Annotated in this window: 25 protein-coding genes; 8 read left to right on the top strand and 17 right to left on the bottom strand. The window is 57.7% G+C overall.

What is annotated here, in order from left to right; translation table 11 throughout:
* Positions 1–23: 23 nt before the first annotated feature.
* A complete protein-coding gene (locus tag TU76_RS00485) occupies positions 24–1,844 on the bottom strand; it encodes a di-heme-cytochrome C peroxidase (protein ID WP_048350844.1) in 1,821 nt (606 codons plus the stop codon).
* Positions 1,845–2,088: 244 nt separating this feature from the next.
* Between TU76_RS00485 and TU76_RS00480 the strand changes: the two genes are divergently transcribed.
* From TU76_RS00480 to TU76_RS00465, 4 genes are all read left to right on the top strand, one after another.
* Positions 2,089–2,808: a BamJ family beta-barrel-assembly machinery protein gene (locus TU76_RS00480; protein ID WP_019827626.1), complete on the top strand. Its 720-nt coding sequence runs from the start codon at positions 2,089–2,091 to the stop codon at positions 2,806–2,808.
* Between the two features lie 414 nt (positions 2,809–3,222).
* Complete coding sequence (locus tag TU76_RS00475) at positions 3,223–3,564, top strand: helix-turn-helix domain-containing protein (RefSeq protein ID WP_019827627.1); 342 nt, start codon at positions 3,223–3,225, stop codon at positions 3,562–3,564.
* Positions 3,561–3,929, top strand: a complete 369-nt coding sequence (locus TU76_RS00470) for a hypothetical protein (RefSeq protein WP_019827628.1) — start codon at positions 3,561–3,563, stop codon at positions 3,927–3,929. Before TU76_RS00475 ends, TU76_RS00470 begins: the two co-directional genes overlap by 4 nt.
* Entirely contained in the window at positions 3,930–4,373 is a 444-nt protein-coding gene (locus TU76_RS00465) for a tetratricopeptide repeat protein (RefSeq protein WP_019827629.1), read from the top strand. It begins immediately after the preceding gene.
* A gap of 58 nt (positions 4,374–4,431) precedes the next feature.
* Here the strand turns inward: TU76_RS00465 and TU76_RS00460 are convergent, their stop codons facing one another.
* Positions 4,432–6,513 carry a carboxy terminal-processing peptidase gene (locus tag TU76_RS00460; RefSeq protein ID WP_173667391.1) on the bottom strand — a complete coding sequence of 694 codons (2,082 nt, stop codon included), beginning with the start codon at positions 6,511–6,513 and terminating at the stop codon, positions 4,432–4,434.
* A gap of 139 nt (positions 6,514–6,652) precedes the next feature.
* On the opposite strand from TU76_RS00460, the gene TU76_RS00455 reads away from it, so the two are divergent.
* Positions 6,653–7,615 (top strand): NAD(P)H-quinone oxidoreductase, encoded by a 963-nt coding sequence (locus tag TU76_RS00455; protein WP_019827631.1) that lies wholly within the window; start codon positions 6,653–6,655, stop codon positions 7,613–7,615.
* Positions 7,616–7,749: 134 nt separating this feature from the next.
* On the opposite strand, the gene TU76_RS00450 is transcribed toward TU76_RS00455, so the two are convergent.
* The 6 genes from TU76_RS00450 to TU76_RS00425 all read right to left on the bottom strand — a co-directional run bounded on the left by TU76_RS00450 (position 7,750) and on the right by TU76_RS00425 (position 13,063).
* Entirely contained in the window at positions 7,750–8,403 is a 654-nt protein-coding gene (locus TU76_RS00450; RefSeq protein WP_019827632.1) for an HAD family hydrolase, read from the bottom strand.
* Positions 8,404–8,437: 34 nt separating this feature from the next.
* Positions 8,438–9,427 carry an ABC transporter ATP-binding protein gene (locus TU76_RS00445; RefSeq protein ID WP_046809569.1) on the bottom strand — a complete coding sequence of 330 codons (990 nt, stop codon included), beginning with the start codon at positions 9,425–9,427 and terminating at the stop codon, positions 8,438–8,440.
* Positions 9,424–10,224, bottom strand: coding sequence for an ABC transporter permease (locus tag TU76_RS00440; RefSeq protein ID WP_048350843.1), 801 nt, complete (start codon positions 10,222–10,224; stop codon positions 9,424–9,426). Before TU76_RS00440 ends, TU76_RS00445 begins: the two co-directional genes overlap by 4 nt.
* Entirely contained in the window at positions 10,211–11,047 is an 837-nt protein-coding gene (locus TU76_RS00435; RefSeq protein WP_019827637.1) for an ABC transporter permease, read from the bottom strand. The genes TU76_RS00440 and TU76_RS00435 overlap by 14 nt, the downstream gene beginning before the upstream one ends.
* Positions 11,044–11,859, bottom strand: a complete 816-nt coding sequence (locus tag TU76_RS00430) for an alkaline phosphatase family protein (RefSeq protein WP_019827638.1) — start codon at positions 11,857–11,859, stop codon at positions 11,044–11,046. Before TU76_RS00430 ends, TU76_RS00435 begins: the two co-directional genes overlap by 4 nt.
* A gap of 136 nt (positions 11,860–11,995) precedes the next feature.
* On the bottom strand, positions 11,996–13,063 hold the full coding sequence (locus TU76_RS00425; RefSeq protein ID WP_019828582.1) for an ABC transporter substrate-binding protein: 1,068 nt from the start codon (positions 13,061–13,063) through the stop codon (positions 11,996–11,998).
* A gap of 346 nt (positions 13,064–13,409) precedes the next feature.
* On the opposite strand from TU76_RS00425, the gene TU76_RS00420 reads away from it, so the two are divergent.
* Complete coding sequence (locus TU76_RS00420; RefSeq protein ID WP_048350842.1) at positions 13,410–14,129, top strand: UTRA domain-containing protein; 720 nt, start codon at positions 13,410–13,412, stop codon at positions 14,127–14,129.
* Positions 14,130–14,269: 140 nt separating this feature from the next.
* Here the strand turns inward: TU76_RS00420 and TU76_RS00415 are convergent, their stop codons facing one another.
* The 7 genes from TU76_RS00415 to minC all read right to left on the bottom strand — a co-directional run bounded on the left by TU76_RS00415 (position 14,270) and on the right by minC (position 21,183).
* On the bottom strand, positions 14,270–16,429 hold the full coding sequence (locus TU76_RS00415; protein WP_019828580.1) for a mechanosensitive ion channel family protein: 2,160 nt from the start codon (positions 16,427–16,429) through the stop codon (positions 14,270–14,272).
* Between the two features lie 118 nt (positions 16,430–16,547).
* Complete coding sequence (locus TU76_RS00410) at positions 16,548–16,730, bottom strand: hypothetical protein (RefSeq protein ID WP_019828579.1); 183 nt, start codon at positions 16,728–16,730, stop codon at positions 16,548–16,550.
* A 210-nt stretch (positions 16,731–16,940) separates the two neighbouring features.
* Entirely contained in the window at positions 16,941–18,230 is a 1,290-nt protein-coding gene (locus TU76_RS00405) for a M18 family aminopeptidase (protein ID WP_019828578.1), read from the bottom strand.
* A 230-nt stretch (positions 18,231–18,460) separates the two neighbouring features.
* Complete coding sequence (locus TU76_RS00400; RefSeq protein ID WP_048350841.1) at positions 18,461–19,096, bottom strand: RluA family pseudouridine synthase; 636 nt, start codon at positions 19,094–19,096, stop codon at positions 18,461–18,463.
* A gap of 90 nt (positions 19,097–19,186) precedes the next feature.
* Positions 19,187–19,441 carry a cell division topological specificity factor MinE gene (minE, locus tag TU76_RS00395; RefSeq protein ID WP_019828577.1) on the bottom strand — a complete coding sequence of 85 codons (255 nt, stop codon included), beginning with the start codon at positions 19,439–19,441 and terminating at the stop codon, positions 19,187–19,189.
* Between the two features lie 3 nt (positions 19,442–19,444).
* A complete protein-coding gene (gene minD, locus TU76_RS00390) occupies positions 19,445–20,257 on the bottom strand; it encodes a septum site-determining protein MinD (protein WP_019828576.1) in 813 nt (270 codons plus the stop codon).
* Between the two features lie 188 nt (positions 20,258–20,445).
* Positions 20,446–21,183, bottom strand: a complete 738-nt coding sequence (gene minC, locus TU76_RS00385) for a septum site-determining protein MinC (RefSeq protein ID WP_019828575.1) — start codon at positions 21,181–21,183, stop codon at positions 20,446–20,448.
* A gap of 119 nt (positions 21,184–21,302) precedes the next feature.
* Here minC and TU76_RS00380 point away from each other — a divergent pair, with 119 nt between their 5' ends.
* The gene (locus tag TU76_RS00380) at positions 21,303–22,235 is read left to right on the top strand and encodes a lipid A biosynthesis lauroyl acyltransferase (RefSeq protein ID WP_019828574.1); all 933 of its coding nucleotides are present in this window, start codon (positions 21,303–21,305) and stop codon (positions 22,233–22,235) included.
* A 27-nt stretch (positions 22,236–22,262) separates the two neighbouring features.
* Positions 22,263–23,408 (top strand): patatin-like phospholipase family protein, encoded by a 1,146-nt coding sequence (locus TU76_RS00375; protein WP_048350840.1) that lies wholly within the window; start codon positions 22,263–22,265, stop codon positions 23,406–23,408.
* A 133-nt stretch (positions 23,409–23,541) separates the two neighbouring features.
* Here the strand turns inward: TU76_RS00375 and TU76_RS00370 are convergent, their stop codons facing one another.
* Both TU76_RS00370 and TU76_RS00365 read right to left on the bottom strand, forming a co-directional pair.
* Positions 23,542–24,330, bottom strand: coding sequence for an MlaA family lipoprotein (locus TU76_RS00370; protein ID WP_019828572.1), 789 nt, complete (start codon positions 24,328–24,330; stop codon positions 23,542–23,544).
* The gene (locus tag TU76_RS00365) at positions 24,323–25,621 is read right to left on the bottom strand and encodes a lipoprotein (RefSeq protein ID WP_019828571.1); all 1,299 of its coding nucleotides are present in this window, start codon (positions 25,619–25,621) and stop codon (positions 24,323–24,325) included. The genes TU76_RS00370 and TU76_RS00365 overlap by 8 nt, the downstream gene beginning before the upstream one ends.
* Between the last annotated feature and the right edge of the window lie 166 nt (positions 25,622–25,787).

The raw sequence follows: 25,787 nt of genomic DNA, 5'->3' as shown, positions 1-25,787 counted from the left end.
ATCTTCAGTGTATGAAGGGCCCATCATTGGTTGGGCAACTGTTGTTCCAGGGGGCCGCCAAGCACCTTCAAGTACTCCAGCAACGCCCAGCGTTCTTCGGGTTGCAGCAAGCGCCCGATTACGCCGTTACCGCCAAGGCCGGCGCGGAATTCGTGCCCGCTGTTGTGGTTGCCGCTGATACGCGTATCGAGCACAAACCCGCCGTCAAAAGCGTGTGTGCGGTAGCCCAAATGCCGCGGGTCGTACTCGAAGCTGCCGCGATAGAAAGTCTGGTCGCGCTCGGCCTGTGGCGATAGCAACTGGTACAGCGTAGGCACTGAACCGTTGTGCAGGAAGGGCGCCGTGGCCCAGATCCCGTCGAGGGGTCGCGCCTTATAGGCACGTACTTCCAGGACCCCGATCGGCAAGCCAAAACCGTTGAGGCGCGCCTGCTCTTGCGGGCCAATGTTGGCGTCATGGTAGGCGCGCTTTTCAACAAACGCAGTAACGTAGGCCAGGCCCTTGGCGACGGACAGTTGACTCATGTCCAGAGGTGTTTCGGTTTTGGGGTACAAGTCCACGTTCATACTGGCCAATTCAACCGGGTCCCATTGCAACGCCCTGAGATCGTATCGATTGTCGGCAATGTTGTTAGCGGTATTGGGATCGGTACCGATCACCTCGACCGGCACTATTTTCAGTTGCTTGACCAGGCGCCCGTTTTCTTCGACCACAGGCGGCACGTGACAGCCAGCGCAGTTTTCGTTGAAGAGTGCACGGCCTTTGGTTGCCAGAGGGCGATCAATCTTGCCGAACAACTCTTCGGGCCAGACCGGGGGCTTGAGTTTTTGCAGGGTTTCTTCGATCAGGTGCAAATCGTTTACCCGCACGCTGGACGGGTAGCGTGCATCGCCTTGCAGTGGTTGGCCGTGGGCATCGAAAAAGTTCAGGGTGGCGCCAACGCCAACGCCAAGGGCTTCGCCAATATTGCGCGCCATCGGCTGCTTGGCTGATCCGTTCCACTGTACCCAGTCGAACGTCCACATGTCCCACAGGTGCGGATAGTCCACCGGGGCGTTGGCTACGCGGTAGTTGGCCGGGGAAATGGCATCACCGAAGCTTGCGTTGGCGATTCGCCCGAAAGCATCGGTACGGCCCGGCCCTTCAAGTGTGGGATAGAGGCCGCGATGGGTGTCATTCCAGGCCACCGCCAAAAACGTATCCAGGGAGGCCTTGAAATCCTTGCGCAACTGTTTGTGCTGCGCTGCGTATTGGTCGCCCAGGACCGTGCGTGCGAAACGCTCGAATTTCCAGGGGTTGTAGTAGGTCGCAGCGAGGCTGGCGACCAATGCTTGACCAAAACTGCCGCCGCGCAAGGTCGGTACGCTGGATGGCAGCACGTGTTGTGCCGGGGCGCCATCAATGCGCAGTGCCTGGCCTTTGAAGCGCAGTTCGCCGGTGTGGCAGGCAGCGCAGGTGATGTCCAGGTACTCAACCTTGCTGCCCGGGTTCTGGTGGCGCGTAAAGCCTACGGGCAGGTTACCCGGGTTGGCGGGGCTGGCGTGTTGCTGGGGATCGACTAAAAAACCGAAGCGCGCCAAATACTCGGGCGCTGCGAAAGGCTGTTTTGAAAAGGGCAGTTCGAGGGCGCTGAACCAGTCGTAATGCAAACCTTTAACTTGTGTGCCCTGGGGCGTGTAGTAATAGGTTTGGCGCTCGGCAGGGCTCCACTGATCCAGGTAATGCAGTTGCTGCGGGGGCTGGTAAACAGGCAGTTTCGGGTTGGCAATATAGTAGATCACCAGCCCAAGCAAGAGGATCAAAGCCAGCAGCAATCCCAGCAGAACACGGTAAAACAGACGCACAGTAACGCTCCTTGTAAAAATAATTACAGCCTTATGCCTCAGGGAGGGGCAGGCATCAAGTGACCTGTAGGCTTTGGAGGGTTTAGATAGGTGTTAATAAAAGTTGCTGTAATAGTGAATTGTTATTAATGCATGAACTTATCGGCATTTCGTCCCTCTTATGCCGGTAGCCATTGGTCGCGGCCGCCTGATAAGCTCGCGGCTTTACTCGATTGCCCATTTGGCGCATGAACAAGGAAATAGCATGAAACAGCATCGGTTGGCGGCAGCTGTGGCCCTGGTAAGCCTGGTACTGGCGGGTTGTGATTCGCAGACCAGCGTAGAGCTGAAAACCCCGGCGCAAAAAGCCTCGTACGGCATTGGCCTGAACATGGGCAAAAGCCTGGCTCAAGAAGGCATGGATGATCTGGATTCCAAGGCCGTAGCTCAAGGCATCGAAGATGCCGTCGGCAAGAAAGAGCAAAAGCTCAAGGACGACGAACTGATCGAAGCGTTTGCAGCACTGCAGAAACGTGCTGAAGAACGTCTGACCAAAATGAGCGAAGAAGCCTCTGCTACTGGCAAAAAATTCCTCGAAGAAAATGGCAAGAAAGCGGGTGTTGTCACCACCGCGTCTGGCCTGCAGTACGAAGTCATCAAAAAAGCCGATGGCCCTCAGCCTAAAGCTACCGACGTGGTGACTGTTCACTACGAAGGCAAACTGATTGATGGCAAGGTGTTCGACAGCTCGGTTGAGCGTGGCAGCCCGATCGACCTGCCGGTTAGCGGCGTGATCCCGGGTTGGGTTGAAGGTCTGCAACTGATGCATGTTGGCGAGAAGTACAAGCTGTACATCCCTAGCGAACTGGCTTACGGCGCACAAAGCCCAAGCCCGTCGATCCCGGCCAACTCGGTGCTGGTATTCGACCTGGAACTGCTGGGCATCAAAGATCCTGCCAAAGCAGAGCAAGACGCGGCCAAATAAGTAGCATTTTGTACGCGTAGCGCCCCGTCCCGACGGGGCGTTGTTGTATGTGCAGTCAGGGTTTTGTTTGCCCGGGTTGTGTCCTGCAAGGTTTCAAATCGCCCATAAGTTCCCTTGGCTAGTAGTTGCTGACTGCCAAGTCAATGAATTTATGGGTTTTTTTATGTGTGTAAAAAACGCCCGATCTGACTCCAGCCCTTATGGGGCGGGCCTTTCAGCGTTAAAAAACAGCTCTGTTCACAAGGTTATCCACAATTTGTGTGGATAACATTTTCGCCCAGCGGATCAATAAGGTCTGTTTTCACAAAAATTTCACCTCAGAGTGAAAAGCCGGGAGACCTTGGTGGCTGATAGGATTAAGCTTCAAGGGAAAGTTCTGACTCGATTTATTTAAAAGTCTGACGGGGTTTAGTAATGGATCTTCAAATCATCAAGCGTAATGGTGAGCCTGAATACGCCGTTCTTTCATGGGAAAGTTACCAGGCGCTGCTCAAGGCTGCAGGCCTCAAGGAGCGAACTGCAACGCCTGACCCTGTATTGCCGACACCCGCACCCGAGCAGGTGCACCCCGGACTCGATCAACTGCGCAGCCTGCGCGAGAACAAGGGCCTGGCCCTTGAAGTGCTGGCGCGCACAGTCGGTATCAGTCCGTCGTATCTGGGCATGATAGAAACCGGTGAGCGTCTCCCCGACCTCGCCATTCGTCGCAGCTTGGCCTGGGAGCTAGGTATCCCGGGCTGGAGGGAAGCATCATGAGCGTTCGCATCAGTCGTCAACACTGGGATGAGTTGTTGGCTGAGCTCGATCAGGCGCGTCGACAGCGCCACTTGCTGACGTACCGTGCGCTACTGGAACGGTTGCAATTACCGAGCCCTGCAATGTTGACCCTTACCGCAGCACTTGAGCACCTGGCGGCCATGGATGCCAGGGCCGAGCAGCCCTTGCGCAGTTCGCTGGTGATCAGTCAGGGCGCAAGTCGCCTGCCACGTACCGGATTTTTTGAATGCGTTGAGCGACTTGGACGCTTCCCCGGCCCGCCGGATGGCATTGCGGCCGCATCATGGCATGCCTCAGAGGTGGTGCGCGTGTTTGAGCATGCTTATGAGCACGAGGAGGCTTGAGTGCTCTGGCGGTTTAAGGCGCGCCTGAGCTACTGGCTGGCGCGCAAGTTGTTTCGCTGGTCCTGGTGCGTCCGCCAGCCGCGTATCTGGCGCTGGATGGAGGGGCAGTTTGCTCGGATGGCCAACCTTGGCGATACCCGTGCCCAAAGCTTCTATGGGCACATTCTGGCCTTTCGCGGCCAAGGCCTTGGAGCGAAGGAGGAGGGCGTACGCCTGTTGCGTCTGGCGGCATTGAGCGGCGACGCGAAGGCAGCTTATCAAGTGGGTGTTTTCAGCCTGGCGGGTTCGCTCGGCAAGACCCCGGATGCTGCAGAAGCGGCGCGCTGGTGGACGATGGCGGTAAAGGCGGGACATCCACTGGCCGCGCACAAGCTGGCGATGTTGTATCAGGAAGGTGGTCCGGGATTGCTGGCTGATCCGCAATTGGCCCGGCTTTACCAATAGCCAAGAAATAAAAAGGGCGGGACGCATAATGCGGCCCGCCCTTTTTATTCGACTTGAATTACTTCTTTGCCACTTGTGAGCTGAGCTTGAGGTAGTCCAGCAGAATCCGCCCGGTTTCACTCAGGTAGGCGTCATCTTCCGGTTTGGTCTTTTCAGGCTCTACCGGCAACGCATCTTCGTCTTCTTTCTTCATTTCCTTGAGCGGTGCTTCGCCTTTGGCCTGACGGCGAGCGTTCTCCATCACCAATTGCTTGGCATCGATATCGGCGTGCTGTGCACGGCGCTCGGCCTCGTTCAGGCTGACGGTCTTCTCGGCCATCAGTTTTTCGGCCAGAGCCAGTTTGTCGCGGATAAAGATGAACTCCGCATCTTTTGCCGCGCGCGTGTCGTGGTTGGCTTTTAGCCGGTCGATGTAAGGCTTGAATGGATCCGACGCGGGCTTGATTGCTGGGCGGATCGTGTCCCAGGGCATGGCTTCAGGCAGTGCGCTTTCGCCGATTTCCTTGGTGTCGATAATCGACGGGAAAGCGACGTCAGGCAGTACACCCTGATGCTGGGTGCTCTGTCCGGAAACCCGGTAGAACTTGGCCAGAGTCAGTTTAAGCTCGCCGTGGTTCAGTGGCTGGATGGTTTGCACCGTCCCTTTGCCGAACGTCTGGCCGCCGATAATCAGCGCACGATGGTAGTCCTGCATGGCGCCGGCAAAAATCTCCGAGGCCGAAGCCGACAGGCGGTTGACCAGCAACGCCATCGGGCCCTTGTAGAACGCGCCCGGGTTTTCGTCTTCAAGTACGTCGACCTTACCGTCGGCGTTACGCACCAGAACCGTTGGACCCTTGTCGATAAACAGACTGGTCAGCTCGGTCGCTTCCTGCAACGAGCCGCCGCCGTTGTTGCGCAGGTCGATAATCACGCCATCGACTTTTTCTTTCTGCAACTCGGTCAGCAGTTTTTTGACGTCGCGGGTGGTGCTCTTGTAGTTCGGGTCGCCTGCACGGAACGCTTTGAAGTCCAGGTAGAAGGCCGGGATTTCAATCACGCCGAGCTTGTAGTCTTTGCCATCCTGTTTCAGGTTGAGGATCGACTTTTTGGCAGCCTGTTCTTCAAGCTTCACCGCTTCACGGGTGATGGACACAACCTTGCTGGTCTGGTCGTTCGGTGCGTTGCTGGCTGGAATCACTTCCAGGCGCACCACGGAGCCTTTAGGGCCTCGAATCAGTTTGACCACTTCGTCCAGTCGCCAGCCGATCACGTCGACCATCTCTTTGTCGCCCTGGGCAACGCCGATGATCTTGTCAGCCGGTGCGACTTGCTTGGTCTTGTCGGCCGGGCCTGCTGGCACCAGTCGAACAATTTTTACCTGGTCGTTATCGCTCTGCAACACGGCGCCGATGCCTTCCAGCGACAGGCTCATGTTGATGTCGAAATTCTCCGCGTTATCTGGCGACAGATAATTGGTGTGCGGATCGTAAGACATGGCGAAGGTGTTGATGTAGGCCTGGAAGATGTCTTCGCTGCGGGTCTGGTCCAGGCGTGACAGCTGATTCTTGTAGCGCTTGGTCAGCAGTTCCTGGATTTTCGCAGGCTCTTTACCGGCGATCTTCAAACGCAGGACTTCGTCCTTGATGCGTTTGCGCCACAGGTCATTGAGCTCGGCTTCGGTCTTGAGCCACGGAGCGTCCTTGCGGTCGATCTGCAAGGTTTCGCGTGCCGAGAAGTCCAGCGAGTCAGGGCCTTTTTTCAGCTCTGCAAGGGCGAAGTCCAGGCGCGATTTGACCCGGTCCAGGTAGCGCTTGTAGATGATGAATCCGGGATTGAGATCGCCGCTCTTCAGGAAGTCGTCAAACTGGTACTTCCATTTGTCGAATTCGGCAATATCGCTGGCCAGGAAATAGCTGCGAGAAGGGTCGAGCAACTTCAGATAGCTGTCATAGATGATCGCGGAACGCGCGTCATTTAATGGCGGCTTGCTGTAATGATGGCGCTTGAGCAGCTCAACAACGTTAAGACTGGCAATTACCTCATCACGATCGGGCTGAAGGTTATCCCAACTGTTAGCGGCGAACGTATTGGCCGAAAACGGCAAAACGCCTAGGCCAATGAATAGGGCAAGTGCGGTGCTAGGGAATAAATGCTTCATGCTGATTCGACGCGGGGGCAATTGATAACGCATATTAGGCCGTCTTTGAAGTCGCCGGTTCCATCAAGGACCGGTCGCATAATGCAAAAAGCCCGGTGCAACAGCTCCGGGCTCAGTCCAGACTTACTATGGAGGCACTGTGAAAGCATTGCAAGGCGTTGAAGGTCAAGTGACATGGGTTGAAGAGCCAAGCCCTGCATGTGATGTGGGACAAATTCGAATTCGCGTGGCGGCTGCCGGGCTCAATCGGGCCGATCTTTTGCAGAGCGCCGGGTTGTATCCGCCGCCGCCGGGCGCCAGTCAGGTGTTGGGCCTGGAGTGCTCCGGGGTGGTCAGTGAGGTTGGGCCCGGTTCGTCCTGGCAGGTGGGCGACAGGGTCTGCGCGCTCTTGGCGGGCGGGGGCATGGCGCAAGAGGTGGTGGTCGATGCCCGTCACGCCCTGCCGGTGCCTGAAGGTCTTTCGCTGATTGAAGCGGCTGCTTTGCCAGAGGTGTACAGCACTGCGTGGCTGAACCTGTTCCAGCTGGCCGCCTTGAAGCCGGGGGAAAAAGTGCTGTTGCACGCCGGCGCAAGTGGTGTCGGTTCAGCGGCCATTCAGCTGTGCAAGGCCTTCGGAAGCCCGTGCTGGGTGACCGTTGGCTCGGATGAACGTTTGGCTTATTGCCAGGCGTTGGGCGCACAGGGCGGTGTGGTGCGTACCGAGGGGCTGGACAGCCTCAAGGCCATGGGGCCTTTTGATGTGGTGCTGGACCCTGTGGGCGCCAACTACGCCGAATCCAACCTCAAGTTGCTGGCGCTGGACGGGCGTTGGGTGTTGATCGGTTTGATGGGCGGTCGCAAGGCCGAGCTGGATCTGGCGCAGGTATTGGGCAAGCGTATCCAGCTGTTGGGTTCGACCCTGCGCAGCCGCAGCGATCAGTTCAAGGCGGACCTGCTCAGTGATCTGGGGCAACAGGTATGGCCATTGTTCACTGAGGGCCGCTTGAGCCCGCAACTGGCAAAAACCTTCCCGATTGAAGAGGCTCAGGCCGCGTTTGCCGAACTGGCCAGCAATCAGGTGTCAGGCAAGTTGGTGCTGGTGATAGACAGCAGCCTGAGCTGATCCTTTAAGAGGGAGGCAGACTGTGTAGCCGCAGCCTGCGGCAGCGGCTACAGGAAAACGGCAACTGTGGGAGCGAGCCTGCTCGCTCCCACATAGGGCTTGACCTACAACAGAGTCTCTACAGGTGTGAGGTGTTACTTCCAGTGATGGATCGGCCATCCGGCCTTTTCAGCCTGTTCGCGCAATACAGGGTCCGGATTGACAACATGGGGATGGTCAACCTTGAGCAATAACGGCAAATCGTTACGCGAGTCGGAGTAAAAGCTCGCGCCTTCGAGATTTTCTTCCTGTTCATCCAGCCACTCCAGCAAGCGCGTGATCTTGCCCTCGCGGTAAGTCAGCGTTCCCACGGTGTTGCCGGTGTAAAACCCGTGTGCAACTTCCAGCTCGATCCCCAGCACTTCATCGATACCCAATCGTTCTGCAATGGGCTTTACCAGATGGGTGCCCGAGGCCGAAATCACCAGGATCCGGTCGCCCGCCTTGCGATGTTGGGCAATGGTTTTTGTGGCGTCACTGAAGATGATCGGTTCGATAAAGTCTTCTACCCACGGCCCGACCAGATGATTCACTTCTTCGGGAGTGCGGCCTATCAACGGCTCAAGGCTGAAGGCCATGTAGTCTTCCATCGCCAGTTTGCCCTGGCTGTAGGCGTCCATCAGCTCGTTGTTGCGCTGCATGAACGACTTCGGGTCGACCCAGCCCAACCGGCCCATCTGCTCGCTCCACAGGGTGGCGCAGTCGCCATGAATCAGGGTTTCGTCCAGGTCAAAAATTGCCAAAGCCATCAGTGCAACTCTCTCTTCAGTGAATTCAAGAACATCAGGCTACCTCACAAAGGGTGCTCGAATCGATGGTCAGCGCCACGCGTTGACCATCCGCGTACAGATCACCGGGTGCACGGTTGAGCACGTCGACGATCAGTTGCACACCTCGCACCTCTACCCGGTAGCGGATGACGTTGCCCAGCAGGCTGTGGTTGAGGATTACCCCGTCGAGTTCGCCCTGCAGGCTCAGACCCACGGTTTCAGGGCGGATGGCGATACGGCTGCTGATCGGGCGTTGCAGCAAGCGGCTGGCAGTGTCGGGATCCAGCAGGTTGTAGTTGCCGATAAACCCGGCGGCGAATGCATCCACGGGTGCGGCATAGAGGGTTTGGGCATTGCCGCTTTGAACGATGTGGCCCTTGTTCATCAGGAATATGCGGTCGCTCATGACCAGCGCTTCTTCCTGGTCGTGGGTGACGAAAATCGTGGTCAGGCCCAGCTCGCGCTGAATGGTGCGGATTTGCTCGCGCAAGTGCTTGCGAATTCGCGCATCCAGCGCCGACAGTGGCTCATCCAGCAGCAGCAGGCGCGGACGCGTGACCAGCGAGCGCGCCAGGGCCACGCGCTGGCATTGGCCGCCTGACAGCTGATGCGGGTAGCGCTTGGCAAAATCATTCAACTCCACCAGTTGCAGCACCTCGGCTACCCGCTTGTTGCTGTCATCGCTACTGACCTTCTGCATGCGCAGGCCGAACGCAACGTTTTGCTCGACGGTCATGTTGGGGAACAGCGCATAGCTTTGAAACACCATGCCGATGCCACGCTTTTGCGGGCTCAGCGGCACGATGTCCTGGCCATCGAGCAGGATTTTGCCACCGTCCACGGGCGTTAACCCTGCGATGCAACGTAGCAGCGTGGATTTACCGCAACCGGATGGACCGAGCAGGGTCACGAACTCGCCCTTGGCGATGCTGCAGTTGATATCGCTGAAAATAGGGGTGCCGGAATAGGATTTTTGCAGGTGTTCGACGCTGACGAAGCTCATTGGCTTTTGTCCTTGTTCAGGAAGGTGGCAACCCAGGTCAGCACCAATACAAAGAGGAAATAGGAGATCACGAGCGCGCTGGTGAAGTGGCCACTGCTGTTACGCATGTTGTTCAAGAACACCTGCAAGGTTTCGTAGCGGGTGCCTACCAGAATATTGGCGAATACAAACTCGCCAAACAGGAACGAGAACGACAGCAGCAGGGCAACCATCAAGCCTTTGCGCAAATTGGGCAGCACCACCAAAAACGCAGCCTGCCAGGTACTGGCACCCAGCAGTTGGGCTGCGTCCATCAGGTCGCGCAGGTTAATTGCCTGCAGGTTGTTGGTGATTGCCCGGTACATAAAGGGCAGTGCCACGGTGAAATAACAGCCAATCAAAATCCAGGGTGTGCCGACCATTTGCAACGGGCCTGAGCCGTAGAGCTGCAGCAGGCCCACCGATGACACCACTGGCGGCACGGCGAAAGGCAGCAGGATCAGGATGTTCATCAGCGCATCGAGCCTGGGGAAGTGGTAATGCACCACAAACAGCAACGGCAGGATCAAAATCACCGACAGCACCAATGCAGCCACACAGACCAGCAGCGACTGGCCGAAGGCTGCGAGAAAGCGCGGGTCGCTCCACAACTGGCTGTACCACTTCAAGGTAAAGCCACTGGGCAGGATGGTCGCCGACCAACTGCTGGCGATGGAGTAGACAAGCGTGCCCAGCAGCGGCAGCAATAAAATCAGAAACAGCAGCCAGACAACGCTGCGATGGTAAATGCCGGGGGACCCGGATTCAGCGCGCGACATGGTAGCTCCTCTTTAACAGCCACTGATGCACCAGGGTCACCAGGGTCATCAGCCCCACCAGAATCACTGCCAGGGCACTGGCCATGTTCGGGTCCAGACTTATATCGCCCGAGACCATCGCAGCAATTCGGATTGGCAATACGTTGAAGTTGCCGGTGGTCAATGCATACACCGTGGCGTAGGCGCCAAGGGCGTTGGCCAGCAGAATCACGAACGTGCCCAGCAGTGCCGGGGTGAGGACTGGCAGGCCGATATGGCGCCAGAACTGCCAACTGCTTGCACCCAGTAACGAAGCCGACTCTCGCCAGTCTTCCCGAACCGCATCAAAGGCGGGGTAAAGCAGCAGTACGCCAAGCGGAATCTGGAAGTAGGTGTACAGGATGATCAGGCCGGTTTTTGAGTAAAGGTTGAAGTCCTCAATGATCCCCGCCTGTTTGAGCATGATCGTAATGCTGCCGTTAAAACCCAGCAGAATGATGAAGGCGAAGGCCAGGGGAACCCCTGAGAAATTGCTGGTCATGTTGGCGAACGCATTGACGAAATTGCGCAGCCGCGAATCCACCTTGCGCAACGAGTAACTGCCCAGGATGGCGATCACAATGCCGAACAGACTGGACCAGAAACTGATCTCCAGGCTGTGCTGGATGGCTTGCAAGTAGAATTTCGAGTTGAAGATCTTGATGAAGTTGGCCATGCCCCAGCCGCTTTCTTCAGATTGCACGCTGTGGATCAGCACCCACACCAGCGGGGCAATTTGAAACACGATAAAAAAAACGGCGAAGGGCACCAGGCACAGCAAAGCAAGCCATTTGCCACGGCTCATGGCGCTGGCCTCAGCAGGTCACGACACAACGGTTTGTCATGGGTCACACCCAGCAACTCGCAGATCGTGCCGCACAACTCGGTTTGTTTGGGGGTGACATCCGGGTTGAGGCTGAACGCATCGCCCAGTACAAACAGGGGGACTTCACGCTCTTCGGGCAGCATGCCGTTGTGTGAGCGGTCGTTGTTCATGCCGTGATCGGCCGTCACCAGCACCTGATAACCAGCCTGCAGCCAGCCTTGCAGGTAGTCGGCCAGAATGATGTCGGCCGAGCGCGCACTGTTGCGGTATTGCGGGGTATCGAGGCCGTGCTTGTGCCCGGCATCGTCGATGTTCATGGGGTGAACCAGTAAAAAATTCGGTGTGTGCGCCACCCGCAGGCTTTCGGCGTCGGCGAACAAATGGGAATCGGGGTAGTGATCGCTCCAGTAGAAGTGCCCGTGCTGAATGGGTAAATCGGCTGCAACGGTATGGCGGTCCCGGGCGATCACAAAGGGCGAGCGGTTATACAGTTCGCTGACCCAGTGATAGGCCGCTGCCGCAGTACTCAGGCCACCGTCGCGGGCGTAATGGAACACGCTGCGCTGGTTGGACAGGCGCGACACATTGTTGTGCACGATGCCGCTTTCAATGGGCGGCACACCCGTGAGGATGCATTCGTAAAGAGGGCGCGACAGCGCGGGCAATTCGCAGGTGAGCTTGTAGAGTGCAGCACGACCCGCCCCGACGTAGGCTTGCAGATGGCCCATCGCCTGGCGGGCTACCTCGTAATTCAAACCGTCGAGGACTACCAGGATAACGTTGTGTTTCATGTCCGGCGACTCCGCAAACAGAAGTAGCATGCCAACTGCGTAGTCGCTGCCGAGGTACGAAGGCTGCGAGCCTTTCGCAATCAAAGGCTCGCAGCCTTCGTACCTCGGCAGCGACTACAGGTCTTGGTTCAGCGGGTTACTGCATATTGATAATGACTTCTTCCTGCCACAGCTGCGGCAGGGCCTTGGAGGTTTTTTCCCAGGCGTCTGCGTCCTTGATCGGGGTTACATTTTTGTATTGATCATTGGAGAGCAGCTTGGCTTGAACGTCATCAGGCAGCTTCAAGTGCTCGGCACGAATCGGCCGTGCATTGCCTCGCGCCAGGTTGGTTTGCCCTGCATCGCTGAAGATGTATTCGCGAGTCAGCTTGGCCGCGTTCGGGTGCTTGGCGTATTTGTTGATGATGGTGGTGTAACCCGAGATCACCGAACCGTCCGATGGAATCAGCACCACGTAGTCATCCGGGTTGACCATTTTGGCTTTGTAGCTCAGGCCGTTGAAATCCCAGACCACGCCCACTTCCACTTCACCTTTTTCCATGGTGGCGATGGTCGGGTTGGCCAATGACAAGCGGCCTTGCTTGGCGATGTCGGCAAACATCAGCAGGGCAGGCTGGATGTTCTTCTCACTGCCGCCATTGGCCAGTGCAGCGGCCAACACGCCATTGGTGGCTTGCGCCGCGGTGCTCACGTCGCCGATGGAAACCTTGTATTTACCGGATTTCAGATCAGCCCACTTGGTTGGGACTTCTGAGCCGTGCAGCAGCTTTTTGTTGACGATAAATGCAATGGTGCCGGTGTAGGCCAGCGCCCAGTTACCGTCCTTGTCCTTGGCCCAGTCCGGGATCTGGTCCCAGGTGGTCGGTTTGTAAGGTTGGGTCACACCTTTGGCAACCGCGATCGGGCCGAAGGCTGCTCCCACGTCACCGATGTCGGCGCTGGCGTTGTCTTTTTCAGCGGCGAACTTGGCCACTTCCTGCGCAGAGCTCATGTCGGTATCGATGTGCTTGAGCCCATAGAGCTTGTTCAGATCCGCCCAAGTGCCTTTCCAGTTGGCCCAGTCATCGGGCATGCCGACACTGTTGACCGTCCCCTCTGCCTTTGCTGCGGCTTCCAGGGCTTTTAAATCAACATCGGCGGCCATGGCCGATGTGCACAGGGCGATGCTTGAACCTAACAGTGATGCCAGGAAAAACCGTTTCATCCGAAGCTCCTTGGGCGTTTTCAACGCTGGGTTTTATTGCTCTTTTGCGGTGGGTTGGTCTAGGTCAGCAATACCTGAGCCAATTTAAGCCTGACTGATGACACTTTAATGTCGGCATTACATGTGCAGGTGATATTGCAGGCCTGTGTGAGCGTTTCGGCTAAGCGTAGACCATCGCGCAGGGCTTGATTGGCAAGGGCTGTGGCATTTCCTGATGGGTCTAGGTACAGACACTGTCATGCAACAGTCATGTGCTCTGACTAGGCTGCGGCTATCGAGGTTTGGTGAGTTTTCAGGCCGTGGCTGCCCACATTTGGTGCTGGACTAGTCCAGTCAGGTAACGTTAATGCGAGAAGGTGTACCCAAAGCGGTGACAGCGATCAGTCGCACGCTGCAAGAGCAAATTGAGCACGGCCTGTTGGTGTGCGGCAGTCAGTTGCCGGCCGAGCGCAAACTCAGTGAGTTGTTTGCCACCACTCGGGTCACGGTGCGCGAAGCGCTGTTGCAGCTCGAAGCCCAGGGGATGGTCTATCGCGAGGAGCGCCGCGGCTGGTTTATTTCGCCACCACGCCTGGCCTACAACCTGATGCAGCGCAGTCACTTTCACGCCATGGTCACGGCCCAGGGGCGAGTGCCGTCCACCGACGTGATTTCGGCGCGCCTGCTCCCGGCCACGGCGGCGGTATGCGATCGCTTGCAGTTGCCGGCGCTCTCCAGTGTGATCCAGATCTGCCGTGCCCGGCGGATTGACGGGCGGCTGGTGCTGTACGTCGAGCACTATCTGAACCCGCAGTATTTCCCACACATTCTTGAACTCGATCTCACCCAGTCGATCACCGAGCTGTATGCCCGGCATTACGATTTGCATTACGGTCGGGTGCGTTTCGAAATCGTGCCAACGGCGCTGCCGGTGCAGGCGGCGGCCACGCTCAAGGTCTCAACGGGCAGCCCGGGCTTGCAAATTGCGCGGGTCAATTACGACCTGCACGAACGGCTGATCGACTGTGACCTTGAGTATTGGCGACATGATGCGATTCATGTCGGGGTGGATGTGCAGGAACGTTGAATTTCCCCTGGTTTTTGGAGGCAACTCACTCTGTGGGAGCGGGCTTGCTCGCGATGCATTCGGCGTGGTGTGTCAGGTAAAACGCGCTGATGTCATCGCGAGCAGGCTCGCTCCCAGAAGGCGTGAGCGAACATCAAAGATCAGTCCTTTTGCAACATACCACTGCCCGCCGTCACGACTTGTACACTCAGGCGCGGGGTCGCCAGGTCAAGTCCGGCTTCATCCAGATGCCGCTTGAGGGACAGGTTGAACGCTCGCGACACTTCCCATTGCTTGATAGGCGCGGTCTTGAAACGGGCGCGCAGGATGGCGCTGCCGGACTCAAAGCTTTCGACCCCCTGGATCTCCAGCGGTGACCAGATATTGCGTCGCTGCAGTGGGTCGTTCCGCATTTTTTGTCCGACCTCACGCATCAGTTTGATCGCATCGTCGATGTCCATGTTGTAGGGGATCGCAACCCGGAAGATGGCGTAGCCGAACTCACGGGAGTAGTTCTTGATGCTTTTGATTTCGCTGAAGGGGATGGTATGCACGATGCCGTCGATATCCCGCAGGCGCACCGTACGAATCGTCAGCCCTTCAACGGTGCCCAGGTGTCCGCCGACATCGACGTAGTCGTCGATGGCCAGGGAGTCTTCAATAATGATGAACAGGCCGGTAATCAGGTCGGCGACCAGTGACTGCGCACCAAAGCCGATAGCCAGACCGATCACACCGGCACCCGCCAGCAGGGGGGTGACGTTCATGCCCATGTTGGCCAGGGCAACGATCAGCGCAATGATGAAAATCGCCACAAACAACACGTTGCGAATCAGCGGCATCATGGTCTGGGCGCGGGCATTGGCCAGGCCTTTGCGCGAGCGGGTCAGGGCGTGGTGCACGGCCGTATCGGAAAGAATCCAGATCAGCCAGGCAAACAGCAGCGTGCCGCCGAGGCTGAACAGTTTGACGCTGATTTCATGGCCTTCACCTTCGGTGAAGCTGATCAGTGACATGCCCCAGACCCGCAGTCCCAGCTCGATGAATACCAGCCACACAATCAGGTGTGCGAGGGTATAGACGAAGCTTTTCAAGCGTTCGGAATACAGGGCATGACGTTTGTGTCCACGTTGCGGTTTTTGCGAGTGACGTCGCACCAGCCCGTTGATCACCATGCACAACACCACCAGCACGGTGCAGATCAATGATTGGCGCAATGCGGTGCTGGTATCGCCCGCCGAGACAAATGTCGCGACCAGAGAAATGCCCACCAGAATCAGAGCCGGTATGAACCAGTAAGTCCCCAGGATATCGATGCTGTCGCTCAAGGCCCGTCGGGTCAGGCGCCGCGACAATGGCTGGTTGCGAATCAGGTGGGCAATGGGGCGACGGAACCGGATGATAAACAGCCCGGTGGACAGGGCGGCCATCACATTGGCAAAGGTAGCGGCCGTATGGGCCAGATGTACACCGAGGGTGGCCACCAGTCGTGGGTCACTGAGTGCTTCGCCAAAGGCGGCGAAGCTGCCGATCCACCACAGTGGACGAAACGCCTGATGCCGCAAAATATGCAGGGCACGATGGCGGTGGGGGCCATCGAGCAGTGAGAACAGGATGACGCAAATGGCCGAGAAGCAAGTGCCGATGACCAGTGCGTAAGCCAGCACCATCGCCAGGTCTTTGCCCAGCGACGAGGGCAGGGCGTAACTCATGTACACCGTGATCACCAGCGCCACCATCCACGGCCCCAGTTTGCGCAGGGCAAAGCGCAGCATGTCCACGGCCTTGGGGTGTTGAGGCAGTTCTTCGCTCAGTCCAAAGCGCACCCGGACACGGTGGCTGACCCAAATCAGCAGTGCCGCCGACAAACTCCAGATCATGATGATTAATGCAAAGCCAAAGATGATCGGCAGCCATTCGCTGGCGGGCAGCATCAGGGCCGACAGCTCTTCGTTGGCTTGGGAGATTTCTTTGGTCCAGCGAGAGGTCGGGCTGTCAGCGCCGGAGAACTGTTTTTCGAGATCTGCCAGGGTGCTGCCGATCAGCCCCAGAACACCGATCTCGGCTTCAGGCTGGGCTTTTTTGGTGGCGTCGCGCAGCTTTTTCAAGTCAGCCAACAGCTTGCTGCGCTGCTGATCGTTTTCGAGGTTTTTGATGACCTCGTCCAGCGATTGGCCCAGCGGCTCGGTGGGCTGCGCCTGGGCTTTATCCGAGCTGCCGAGCATGCCCGGCAAGCCAACGGCCTGTGCGCTCGTCATGGGCAGCAGCGTCAGCAGGCAAACCAGCAGGAAATAAGGCAAGGCAAAAAGACGGAGAAACACTGGGCGATCAACCTCGAAGGGTGCAAATTGGCCGAGTGTACGCTAGGGCCCGCGATCATTCATTTCTTGTCACCTATAAATAAATGATCGTGAATTCAGGGCGCGGGAAACAGGGTGCCTATTCGTTCAGCTTGGCGAGAATCTTGAAAACGATAGTGCCGAAAATCAGCAGCATGCCGCACCAGATCATCAGCACGCCGACGCCACTACTGCGTTCGCGAAAGTTGAAGCCAATGGTCAGCAGCAACATGCCGCAGACAATGGGAATCATCATGGAGTGGAACGCAGACATCTCGAACATGGTTATGGACCTGTAGAAAACAATGCCCCAAGTCTAGGTCGGTTTGCGCAGATGTGTGGTGATGTGTATCAAAAATGAATCAGCCATTAACTACAGGTCATGATCGACTGTGGGAGCGGGCTTGCTCGCGATGGCAGCAACGCGGTTTATCCTTAAAACTGCGGTAGCTGCATCGCGAGCAAGCCCGCTCCCACACATGCCCCTGCTTTGTTACGGCAACTGGTTACTGGCGTAAAACGCGCTGAGTACTTTGACCAGATGCGCGAGGTCATGGCTGCCGGCCAGTTCGCGGATCGAGTGCATGGCGAACGTCGGCAGGCCGATATCCACGGTACGAACACCCAGATGGCTGGCGGTGATCGGGCCAATGGTTGAGCCGCAGCCCATGTCGCTGCGCACTACAAAGCTTTGCACCGGGACTTCTACGGCCATGCACAAGTGGCGGAAGAACCCGGCCGTTTCGCTGTTGGTGGCGTAACGCTGATTGCTGTTGACCTTGATCACCGGCCCGGCATTAAGCTTGGGGCCGTGGTTGGCGTCGTGCTTGTCGGCGTAGTTGGGATGAACGCCATGGGCGTTGTCAGCCGATACCAACAACGACTTCTGGATCGTACGTACGTACTCGTCGCCTTCAGGCAGCACGCGCTGCAGGATCTGCTCCAGCATCGGGCCATCGGCGCCGCAGGCTGAACAGGAGCCGACTTCTTCGTGGTCGTTGGCCACAAACAGGCAGGTTTCTTCGGTCTCGGTGGTGAGCAGGGCTTGCAGGCCGGCGTAGCACGACAGCAGGTTGTCGAGGCGAGCGCCGGCGATGAAGTCACCGTTAAGGCCAATGACCGCAGCACTTTGGGTGTCGTAGAAACTCAGCTCGTAATCGAGCACCACGTCGGCATTGAGGCCGTGCTCGCGGGCCAGTTGGTCGGCGAGCAACGCACGAAAATCCACACGCTCGTCGCCTGCGACCTGGGCCAGAATCGGCGGCAGCTCGGTTTGCGGATTAATCGCCCAGCCTTCGTTGGCGGTGCGATTGAGGTGGATCGCCAGATTGGGAATGGTCGCAATCGGTGCCTTGAAATCGATCAGCTGGCTTTCGACCTGGCCATCGCGGCGGAAGGTCACGCGTCCGGCCAGAGACAAGTCTCGGTCAAACCATGGCGCGAGCAGGGCACCGCCGTAGACTTCTACGCCCAGTTGCCAAAAGCCCTGACGTTGCAGTTCAGGCTGAGGCTTGACGCGCAGGCACGGGCTGTCTGTGTGAGCGCCGACCATGCGGATACCGCCCTGGAGCGGCGAGTGACGACCCAGCTTGAACGCAACGATAGAGGAATCATTACGGGTGACGTAATAGCGGCCGTTGGCTTCGGTGAACCATGTTTCGCGTTCGTCGAGGCGCTGGTAACCGGCAGCCTCCAGGCGCTGAACAAGACTGGCAGTGGCATGAAAGGGGGTAGGGGAGGCCTTCAGAAAGTCGATCAGGCCTTGGTTCAACTCTTCGCGCATAAGTTACTCCAGACAGCAAGGCCGCGAGTTTAGCGCATTGATCGCAGGATTTGTTGCGGTGCAATATCTGTAGCAGCTGCCGAAGGAACGAGGCTGCGTTCGATTGCAAAGCAATCGCAAAACCTGAGTGCGCGGTTTACCTGATATGACGCGAAACCTGAATTTACGACGGCTGCGCCGCCGAACGCAGCCTCGTTCCTTCGGCTGCTGTTACGAAAGCGGCGCAGTGCTTAAAAAGGTGCCGGGCACTCAAAGCGCAGGCGTTCGCCCGTTTGCGGGTGAGTGAAGCTCAGCATGCTGGCGTGCAAGCACAAACGTGGCCAGGCGGCCAGAGCCTGCGGGTGGGCATACAGACCATCACCGAGCAACGGGTGGCCGATAGACAGCATATGGACGCGTAACTGATGCGACCGGCCGGTGATCGGGGTCAGTTCAACGCGGCAGTAATCGCCGCAACGCTCCAGCACCTTCCAGAAGGTCAATGCGTTTTTGCCAAACTCGTGGTCGACCACGTGCCGGGGCTTGGTCGGCGGGTCGTAACGCAGGGGCAAGTCGATGCTGCCACTGTCGAGCTCGGGTTGACCCCAGGCCAGCGCGGTGTAGGCCTTTTCGGTTTCACGGTCGTGAAATTGACGGGACAGTTCGCGGTGAGTGTCAGCATCACGGGCCAGCAGAATAATCCCGGAGGTTTCCCAGTCCAGACGGTGGACGATGCGCGCTTCGGGGTAGCCGTTTTCTTGCAGGCGGGTGATGAGGCAGTCCTTGTTGTCATCGGCCCGGCCGGGCACCGACAGCAACAGGGTGGGTTTGTTGACCACCAGGACGCCAGCGTCCTCGTGGATGATGTGAATAGTGGACAACGGCATTAAAACAGCCTCTTAACAAACACCAACGGCGACGAGGGAACCTTCCCGGCAGGGAAGGCGCCCAAGTCGCCGCGGTGTCAGCCGGATCGATTAACGATCAGGCAGTGTGATGTTGAGTTCCAGAATCGAGCAGCTACCCTCGTTCTCCAGGGCGATCTGTACTTGATCATCCCCGATGTTGACGTATTTGCGGATCACCTCGACCAGCTCTTTTTGCAGGGCTGGCAGATAGTCCGGGGTGCTGCGTTGGCCACGCTCGTGCGCCACGATGATCTGTAGACGCTCTTTCGCGACCGACGCGGTGGATGGCGTTTTGCGGGTACGAAAGAAGTCAAAAATGTTCATTGTCTAGTTGCCTCCAAACAGGCGCTCGAAGAATCCCTTCTTCTGTACATCCAGGAATCGGTGCTCCACGGTTTTGCCCAGCAGGCGATCAACCGCATCGCTGTAGGCCTGACCGGCGTCGCTCTGATCATCAAGGATCACGGGTACGCCCTGGTTGGACGCCTTCAATACCGCTTGGGATTCAGGAATCACGCCCAGCAGGGCAACGGCCAGAATTTCCTTGACGTCTTCAACGCCGAGCATTTCGCCCTTGGAAACACGATCCGGGTTGTAGCGGGTCAGAAGCAGGTGTTCCTTGATAGGGTCCTGGTTCAGTTCGGCGCGGCGCGATTTGCTGGCCAGCAGGCCCAGCATGCGGTCGGAGTCACGTACCGAGGATACTTCCGGGTTGGTCACTACAATCGCTTCGTCTGCGAAGTACATGGCCAGGTGAGCACCGGTTTCGATGCCGGCCGGTGAATCGCAGACCACGTATTCGAAGGTTTCCTTAAGTTCCATCAGAACTTTTTCGACGCCTTCCTTGGTCAGCGCATCCTTGTCACGGGTCTGGCTGGCGGCCAGCACGTAGAGGTTTTCCAGGCGCTTGTCTTTGATCAGTGCCTGCTGCAGGTTGGCTTCGCCGTTGACCACGTTGACGAAGTCATACACCACGCGGCGCTCGCAACCCATGATCAGGTCGAGGTTACGCAAGCCAACGTCGAAGTCGACGATCACTGTTTTGTGGCCGCGCAGAGCGAGGCCGGTACCGATAGCGGCGCTGGTGGTGGTCTTACCCACACCACCCTTGCCGGATGTAACCACTAGAATCTTGGCCAAGGTGTTTCACCCCTAAGGAAAAAGGACTTTTTAGCCCCTGAATAACATCTCTATAAACGACTGCAGGCAAACAGCCTTGGCGGGTCATCATCCGAGAGCGTAAACGCTGTTTGGGTGTTGGTTGCCTACAAGGTGAAATCTGTTTTCTCTACGAATTTGAGATGCTTGGAAAATGGCGAGAGTATCCGTTAAAGACGGGTGATGTTCAACATGTCACTTGACAGACTGATCTGAACGCCTGTTCCCCACAGCGGATCTCTTCGCAGGTCTTCAGATACCTTGTACTTGCCTGCAATCGACACCAGTTCGGCGCTCAGTTGCTGACAGAAAATCCGCGCCTTGGTGTTGCCTTTATGGCCGGCAAGCGCTCGGCCACGCATTGGCCCGTAAACATGGATGTTGCCATCGGCCATAAGTTCCGCGCCCGGGCTTACAGAGGCGATAACCACCAGGTCACAACCCTCGGCATACACTGTTTGACCACCGCGTACGGGGCTGGTGATGATTTTGGTTGGTTTGATGGTCGGCTCAGGCGGTTTTTCAGGTTTTTTCGGCGCGACGACTTCGACGGGGTCAATCGGTCGTTCACGAGCCCCTGAAGGCGGAAGGACGGGCAGGTCAATGGCGATGGCCGCTGCGATGTCTTCAATACGGTTGGCGCGAACTGCCAGGGTACGCAGGCCATGCTGACGGCACACGCGCATCAGCCCCGGCAAATCGATAGCCCCTTCGCCGGCGGGCAATTTGTCCAGCGCCAGGACGAGCGGGGTGTTACTGAAAAAATTAGGCGCCTGGGCCACTTTGGCCGCCAGTTGACGGTCAAGGGCCTCAAGGTCGTTGTGCGCCAGTTCCAGCACCGTAATGGCGAGCATACTGCCCTTTAACTGGAACACAGGGGCTTGGTCTTGCGATTCGGTTTGGCTCATGGTTGCTTAACGCGACTTGTCACTTAAAGTGCTGAGACTTATAACGAGAACGCCCGCAAGCCGCAAGCCGGGTCGAACGATGTAGAATGCCCGACCCTTGTGTCTGTCCGGAATCATTAATGGATCGCCCGCGTTTTCGTGCTGCTTTTTTTCATCCGCGCTTCTGGCTGCTATGGCTGGGGCTGGGCGTGCTGTGGTTGGTTGTTCAACTGCCTTATAAAGTACAACTGTGTATCGGCCGTGGGCTGGGTGCGTTGATGTACCGGGTGGCCGGTGATCGCCGACGCATTGCGTCGCGCAACCTGGAGCTGTGTTTCCCCGAAAAAACCGCCGCCGAGCGCAAACAGTTGCTCAAGGACAACTTTGCCTCTACCGGTATCGCGTTTTTCGAGATGGCCATGAGTTGGTGGTGGTCCAAGCCGCGACTGGCGAAATTGGCCCATGTCGAAGGGCTGGAGCATCTCAAACAGGCTCAGATGGAGGGCAAGGGCGTCATCCTGATGGCCTTCCACTTCACCACCCTGGAGATTGGCGCCGCCCTGCTGGGTCAGCAGCACACCATTGATGGCATGTATCGCGAGCATAAAAACCCGTTGTTCGACTTCATTCAGCGTCGTGGGCGTGAGCGGCACAACGTCGATTCCCTGGCGGTTGAGCGCGATGACGTGCGCGGCATGCTCAAGTTGCTGCGCTCCGGCCGGGCCATCTGGTATGCACCCGATCAGGACTACGGCGCCAAGCAAAGTATCTTTGTGCCGTTGTTCGGCATTGAGGCGGCCACGGTTACCGCAACCAGCAAATTTGCCAAACTGGGCAAAGCTCAGGTTGTACCCTTTACTCAACAACGACTGGCTGATGGCAGTGGGTACAAGTTGGTCATTCATCCTCCCCTGAAGGATTTCCCCGGAGACAGCGATGAGGCTGATTGCCTGCGAATCAATCAATGGGTCGAGCGGGCGGTGCGTGAGTGCCCTGAGCAATACCTGTGGGCTCATCGCCGCTTCAAGACCCGTCCACCGGGCGAGCCCAAGCTGTACGACAAGCGCGGCTGAGGTCATTCGCTGTACGGCCTGCCCGCAGTGACGACAGTCGAGCCGGTCACGGGCCTGATTCTGTCTGGCGGTGGAGCGCGGGCGGCCTATCAGGTGGGGGTGCTGGCAGCGATTGCCGAGTTGCTGCCTGCGGGTGCGCCGAACCCGTTCCCCGTGATCGTCGGCACCTCTGCGGGGGCGATCAACGCGGTGAGCCTGGCCAGCGGTGCGATGGACTTCACCCGTGCGGTCGAGCACCTGACCGCCTTCTGGCAGGGCTTTGAAAGCCACCGGGTATTGCGTAGCGACTGGCCGGGGGTATTGCGTCAAGCCAGTCGATTCGTGGGGCACAGCCTGCTCGGGCTGGGCTCTCATGTCCCGGTGGCACTGCTCAACAGTTCGCCCCTGCGCGATCTGCTCCAGGACAAAATCAACTTTCCCGGCATTGAACAGGCGATTGCCGAGCAGCACCTGCGGGCAGTTGCGGTCACAGCGTTCGGTTATTCGTCCAGCCAGGCGGTGACCTTTTATCAAGGCAAGGGCACGATCGAGGGCTGGCTGCGGCATCGGCGCATCGGTACGCCCACGGCGTTGACGGTAGAGCATTTGTTGGCCAGTTCGGCGATTCCGCTGCTGTTTGCCCCGATCAAGATTGGCGAAGAGTACTTTGGCGACGGTGCCGTGCGCCAATCAGCCCCCATCAGCCCGGCGCTGCACTTGGGCGCCAACCGGGTGCTTGTGGTGGGGGTAAGCGGCAATCCGCGAGGGCCGGACACGCAAGAGGGTCAGCTGCGTTACTACAACGCTCAACAGCCCACCCTGGCGCAAATCGGCGGTCACATGCTCAACAGCACGTTTATCGACAGTCTGGAGAGCGATATCGAACTGCTGGAGCGCCTGAACCACTTCAGCCGCTTGCTGCCCAGACAAACCGACAACCTTGGCCTGTCACCCGTAGAGGTGTTGGTGATCGCGCCGAGCCAGCCCATAGACGAAATTGCAGCCCGCCATCGACATGAACTGCCCGCAGCGTTACGCATGTTCCTGAGAGGGCCCGGTGCGACCAAAACCAGTGGCGCAGGGGTACTGAGTTATTTGCTGTTCGAGGCTGGCTATTGCCGGGAGCTGATCGAGCTTGGACGTCGTGACGCCATGGCCAAGCGTGATGCATTGGGAGAGTTTTTGCGGGTTTAAGCGGTCGGATCTGTAGCCGCTGCCGAAGGCTGCGATAAAGCCCGCAAGGGCCTTTCACGCAACATTCAGGAGAACGGGTTGCTACGCAACTCTTCGCAGCCTGCGGCAGCGACTACGGGGTTTGCATACAGGGCTACTCTGCAATCTGCAATTTACGCGCTTCGGTGTAGATGTAGCGCAGCTTGTCGTACTCAAACGGTGAGTCGAACTGGCCATAGCGGAAGCTGGTGTTGTAGCGCTTATCGATGGCGCCCAGTACCCAGATTTCCGGATGGCGAGTACTTTCGTGAGGCACATTCAGGAAGTTGATCTGCTGATTGACGCCAAAATCGACGGCAAGGCCGGTGGTGTCACGCAGGTTCGACGGCCCTAAGATCGGCAGCATCAGATAGGCGCCGCCCGGTACACCATAAAAGCCCAGGGTCTGACCAAAGTCTTCGCTCTGACGGGGCAGGCCCATGGCTGTTGCCGGGTCCCACAGGCCGCCTACGCCCAGCGTGGTGTTCAACAGCAAGCGCCCTGTGGTCTCCAGCGAGCGGTGACCCTTGAGCTGCAGCAGGCTGTTGAACAGGTTTGGCACATCGCCCAGGTTGCTGAAAAAGTTACTCACGCCAGTACGCAGAAAGCTCGGGGTGACGTAACGATAGCCATTGACCACAGGCAGGAATACCCACTGATCAAAGCGGTAGTTGAAGTGGTAAATCCGGCGGTTGAGCGGCTCCAGGGGGTCATAGATGCTCAATGCGTTCATGGTAGCGCGTTCAAACTCGCGCTGGTCCAGGCCCGGATTGAAGTTCAGCAGTTTCAACGGCTGGGTGAAGCCGTCGACATCTGGCGTGAGCTCCGTGTGAGCCTTGCTGTTATCTGCTTGGGCGAAGCCTGCGCCGAGCAGGGCGGCAAGAAGCAATAATTGTTTAGCCACGGAAGAACTCCAGCATATCGTCAGCGTTGACACGGTAGTTGAGATTGCCGCAGTGGCCACCATACGGGTAAACCGTCAGGCGGTTACCGAAGGTTTTACGCAGGAACCCAAGATCGCCAGGCCCCAGGATAATGTCGTCGGCGTTATGCATGACGGCAATTTTAGGGCTGTCTTTCAGATAATCCTTGAGCGCGTACAGACTGACTTGGTCAATCAGTTGCAGGAGGCTGCCGCCATCGGTTTTGGCGCGCCACATCGGAATCACCTGCTCAGTCAGGTAGCAGTCGAAATCACACTGCAACGAGCGCTTGAGGAACGGCGTAAGGCTGGTGCCTTCGGTAATCGGGTAATTGGGCGGTGTAATCAGGCCGCGGCGATTGATCAGGTCCGAGGTGAATACGATGTCTGCCGACGAGAAGCGGAATACGGTGCCGATCAGCATCGCCATCTGCTCGTTGGTCAGGCGCTCCTTGGAATTTTGCAGGTCGTAGACCAGGGCTGCATTGAGGTCTACGTGGCCTTTGTCCTGAAAGTAGCGGGTCAGCTTGCCCAGTACCAGTTCGTAGAACGTCGTGTTGTTGTTGATGCCCTTAACCTCTGTTTGCACCAGCTTGTCGAGGTTGCTGATGGAGGTGAAGAGGTTGACCGGGGGATTGAGCATCAACACTTTCTTGAAGTTGAAGCTCTTGCGGGTTTCATCCAGATGGCTGACGAATGCTGCATCCAGCGCTCCCAGGCTGTAACCAGCCAGGTAGTAGTCGGTCACCGGGACGTTGGCCTGCTGGGCGCGTACGGCTTGCATCACGTGATACAGGTCCTCGGCGTCGTACTGGCTAATGCCAGGTGTGGCCAGGCGCGAAGCCGCACTCATGAAGTCGTAGCTGGTCGGTGATGACAGCTGCACTACGTGATAACCCTCTTGGTAGAAGAGTTTTTTCAGGTACTCGTTGAGGCTGCTGTCGTACGCCGCCCCCGTGCCGGCAATCAGAAACATCAGCGGTGCCGGGTGATCCTGTTTGGCCATGCGGTAGGTCAGCTTTTTCACGGCCCAAAAGTTGGCGGGCAGCGTGAATTCGCGCTCGGGGCGCAGGCTGAGGGTGTAATCCGATTGTTTGATGTCCTCTTCGTCGGGCAGCAGCGGGCGCATTTGCGGCGGAGTGGTGGCAATCGTGGCTTCAAACGGATTCGTGATCGGGTAGCCATAAGTTGCGGGATCGACATCGACCGCTTGTGCGGACGCACTCAAAATAAGGCCGCCGAGTAAGGCAGCGAGGGGCAGAGAACGTAGCATGAAGACTATCCCTAAGAAGGTGCGCAAAAGATTCGCAGGCTATGACCACAGGGCTTGTGCTGAAGTGCCATACCGCGGCACTAAAAAACCCTAAAGAGTCCCGAAAAGGCGAAAAGCCACTCAAGATACACGCTGAATGACTTTAGTTAACAGATATCTGATTGCA

The sequence above is a fragment of the Pseudomonas psychrophila genome, assembly GCF_001043005.1.
In the GTDB taxonomy this organism is placed as follows: domain Bacteria; phylum Pseudomonadota; class Gammaproteobacteria; order Pseudomonadales; family Pseudomonadaceae; genus Aquipseudomonas; species Aquipseudomonas psychrophila.
This window is presented reverse-complemented; position numbering and strand designations above follow the sequence as displayed.

Excerpts from the sequence above, each read along its gene's own strand:
- TU76_RS00480 (WP_019827626.1), top strand. The coding sequence starts at position 2,089 with ATGAAACAGCATCGGTTGGCGGCAGCTGTGGCCCTGGTAAGCCTGGTA.
- TU76_RS00475 (WP_019827627.1), top strand. The coding sequence starts at position 3,223 with ATGGATCTTCAAATCATCAAGCGTAATGGTGAGCCTGAATACGCCGTT.
- TU76_RS00470 (WP_019827628.1), top strand. The coding sequence starts at position 3,561 with ATGAGCGTTCGCATCAGTCGTCAACACTGGGATGAGTTGTTGGCTGAG.
- TU76_RS00460 (WP_173667391.1), bottom strand. The coding sequence starts at position 6,513 with ATGAAGCATTTATTCCCTAGCACCGCACTTGCCCTATTCATTGGCCTA.
- TU76_RS00450 (WP_019827632.1), bottom strand. The coding sequence starts at position 8,403 with ATGGCTTTGGCAATTTTTGACCTGGACGAAACCCTGATTCATGGCGAC.
- TU76_RS00445 (WP_046809569.1), bottom strand. The coding sequence starts at position 9,427 with ATGAGCTTCGTCAGCGTCGAACACCTGCAAAAATCCTATTCCGGCACC.
- TU76_RS00440 (WP_048350843.1), bottom strand. The coding sequence starts at position 10,224 with ATGTCGCGCGCTGAATCCGGGTCCCCCGGCATTTACCATCGCAGCGTT.
- TU76_RS00435 (WP_019827637.1), bottom strand. The coding sequence starts at position 11,047 with ATGAGCCGTGGCAAATGGCTTGCTTTGCTGTGCCTGGTGCCCTTCGCC.
- TU76_RS00430 (WP_019827638.1), bottom strand. The coding sequence starts at position 11,859 with ATGAAACACAACGTTATCCTGGTAGTCCTCGACGGTTTGAATTACGAG.
- TU76_RS00425 (WP_019828582.1), bottom strand. The coding sequence starts at position 13,063 with ATGAAACGGTTTTTCCTGGCATCACTGTTAGGTTCAAGCATCGCCCTG.
- TU76_RS00420 (WP_048350842.1), top strand. The coding sequence starts at position 13,410 with ATGCGAGAAGGTGTACCCAAAGCGGTGACAGCGATCAGTCGCACGCTG.
- TU76_RS00410 (WP_019828579.1), bottom strand. The coding sequence starts at position 16,730 with ATGTTCGAGATGTCTGCGTTCCACTCCATGATGATTCCCATTGTCTGC.
- TU76_RS00405 (WP_019828578.1), bottom strand. The coding sequence starts at position 18,230 with ATGCGCGAAGAGTTGAACCAAGGCCTGATCGACTTTCTGAAGGCCTCC.
- TU76_RS00400 (WP_048350841.1), bottom strand. The coding sequence starts at position 19,096 with ATGCCGTTGTCCACTATTCACATCATCCACGAGGACGCTGGCGTCCTG.
- minE (WP_019828577.1), bottom strand. The coding sequence starts at position 19,441 with ATGAACATTTTTGACTTCTTTCGTACCCGCAAAACGCCATCCACCGCG.
- minC (WP_019828575.1), bottom strand. The coding sequence starts at position 21,183 with ATGAGCCAAACCGAATCGCAAGACCAAGCCCCTGTGTTCCAGTTAAAG.
- TU76_RS00380 (WP_019828574.1), top strand. The coding sequence starts at position 21,303 with ATGGATCGCCCGCGTTTTCGTGCTGCTTTTTTTCATCCGCGCTTCTGG.
- TU76_RS00365 (WP_019828571.1), bottom strand. The coding sequence starts at position 25,621 with ATGCTACGTTCTCTGCCCCTCGCTGCCTTACTCGGCGGCCTTATTTTG.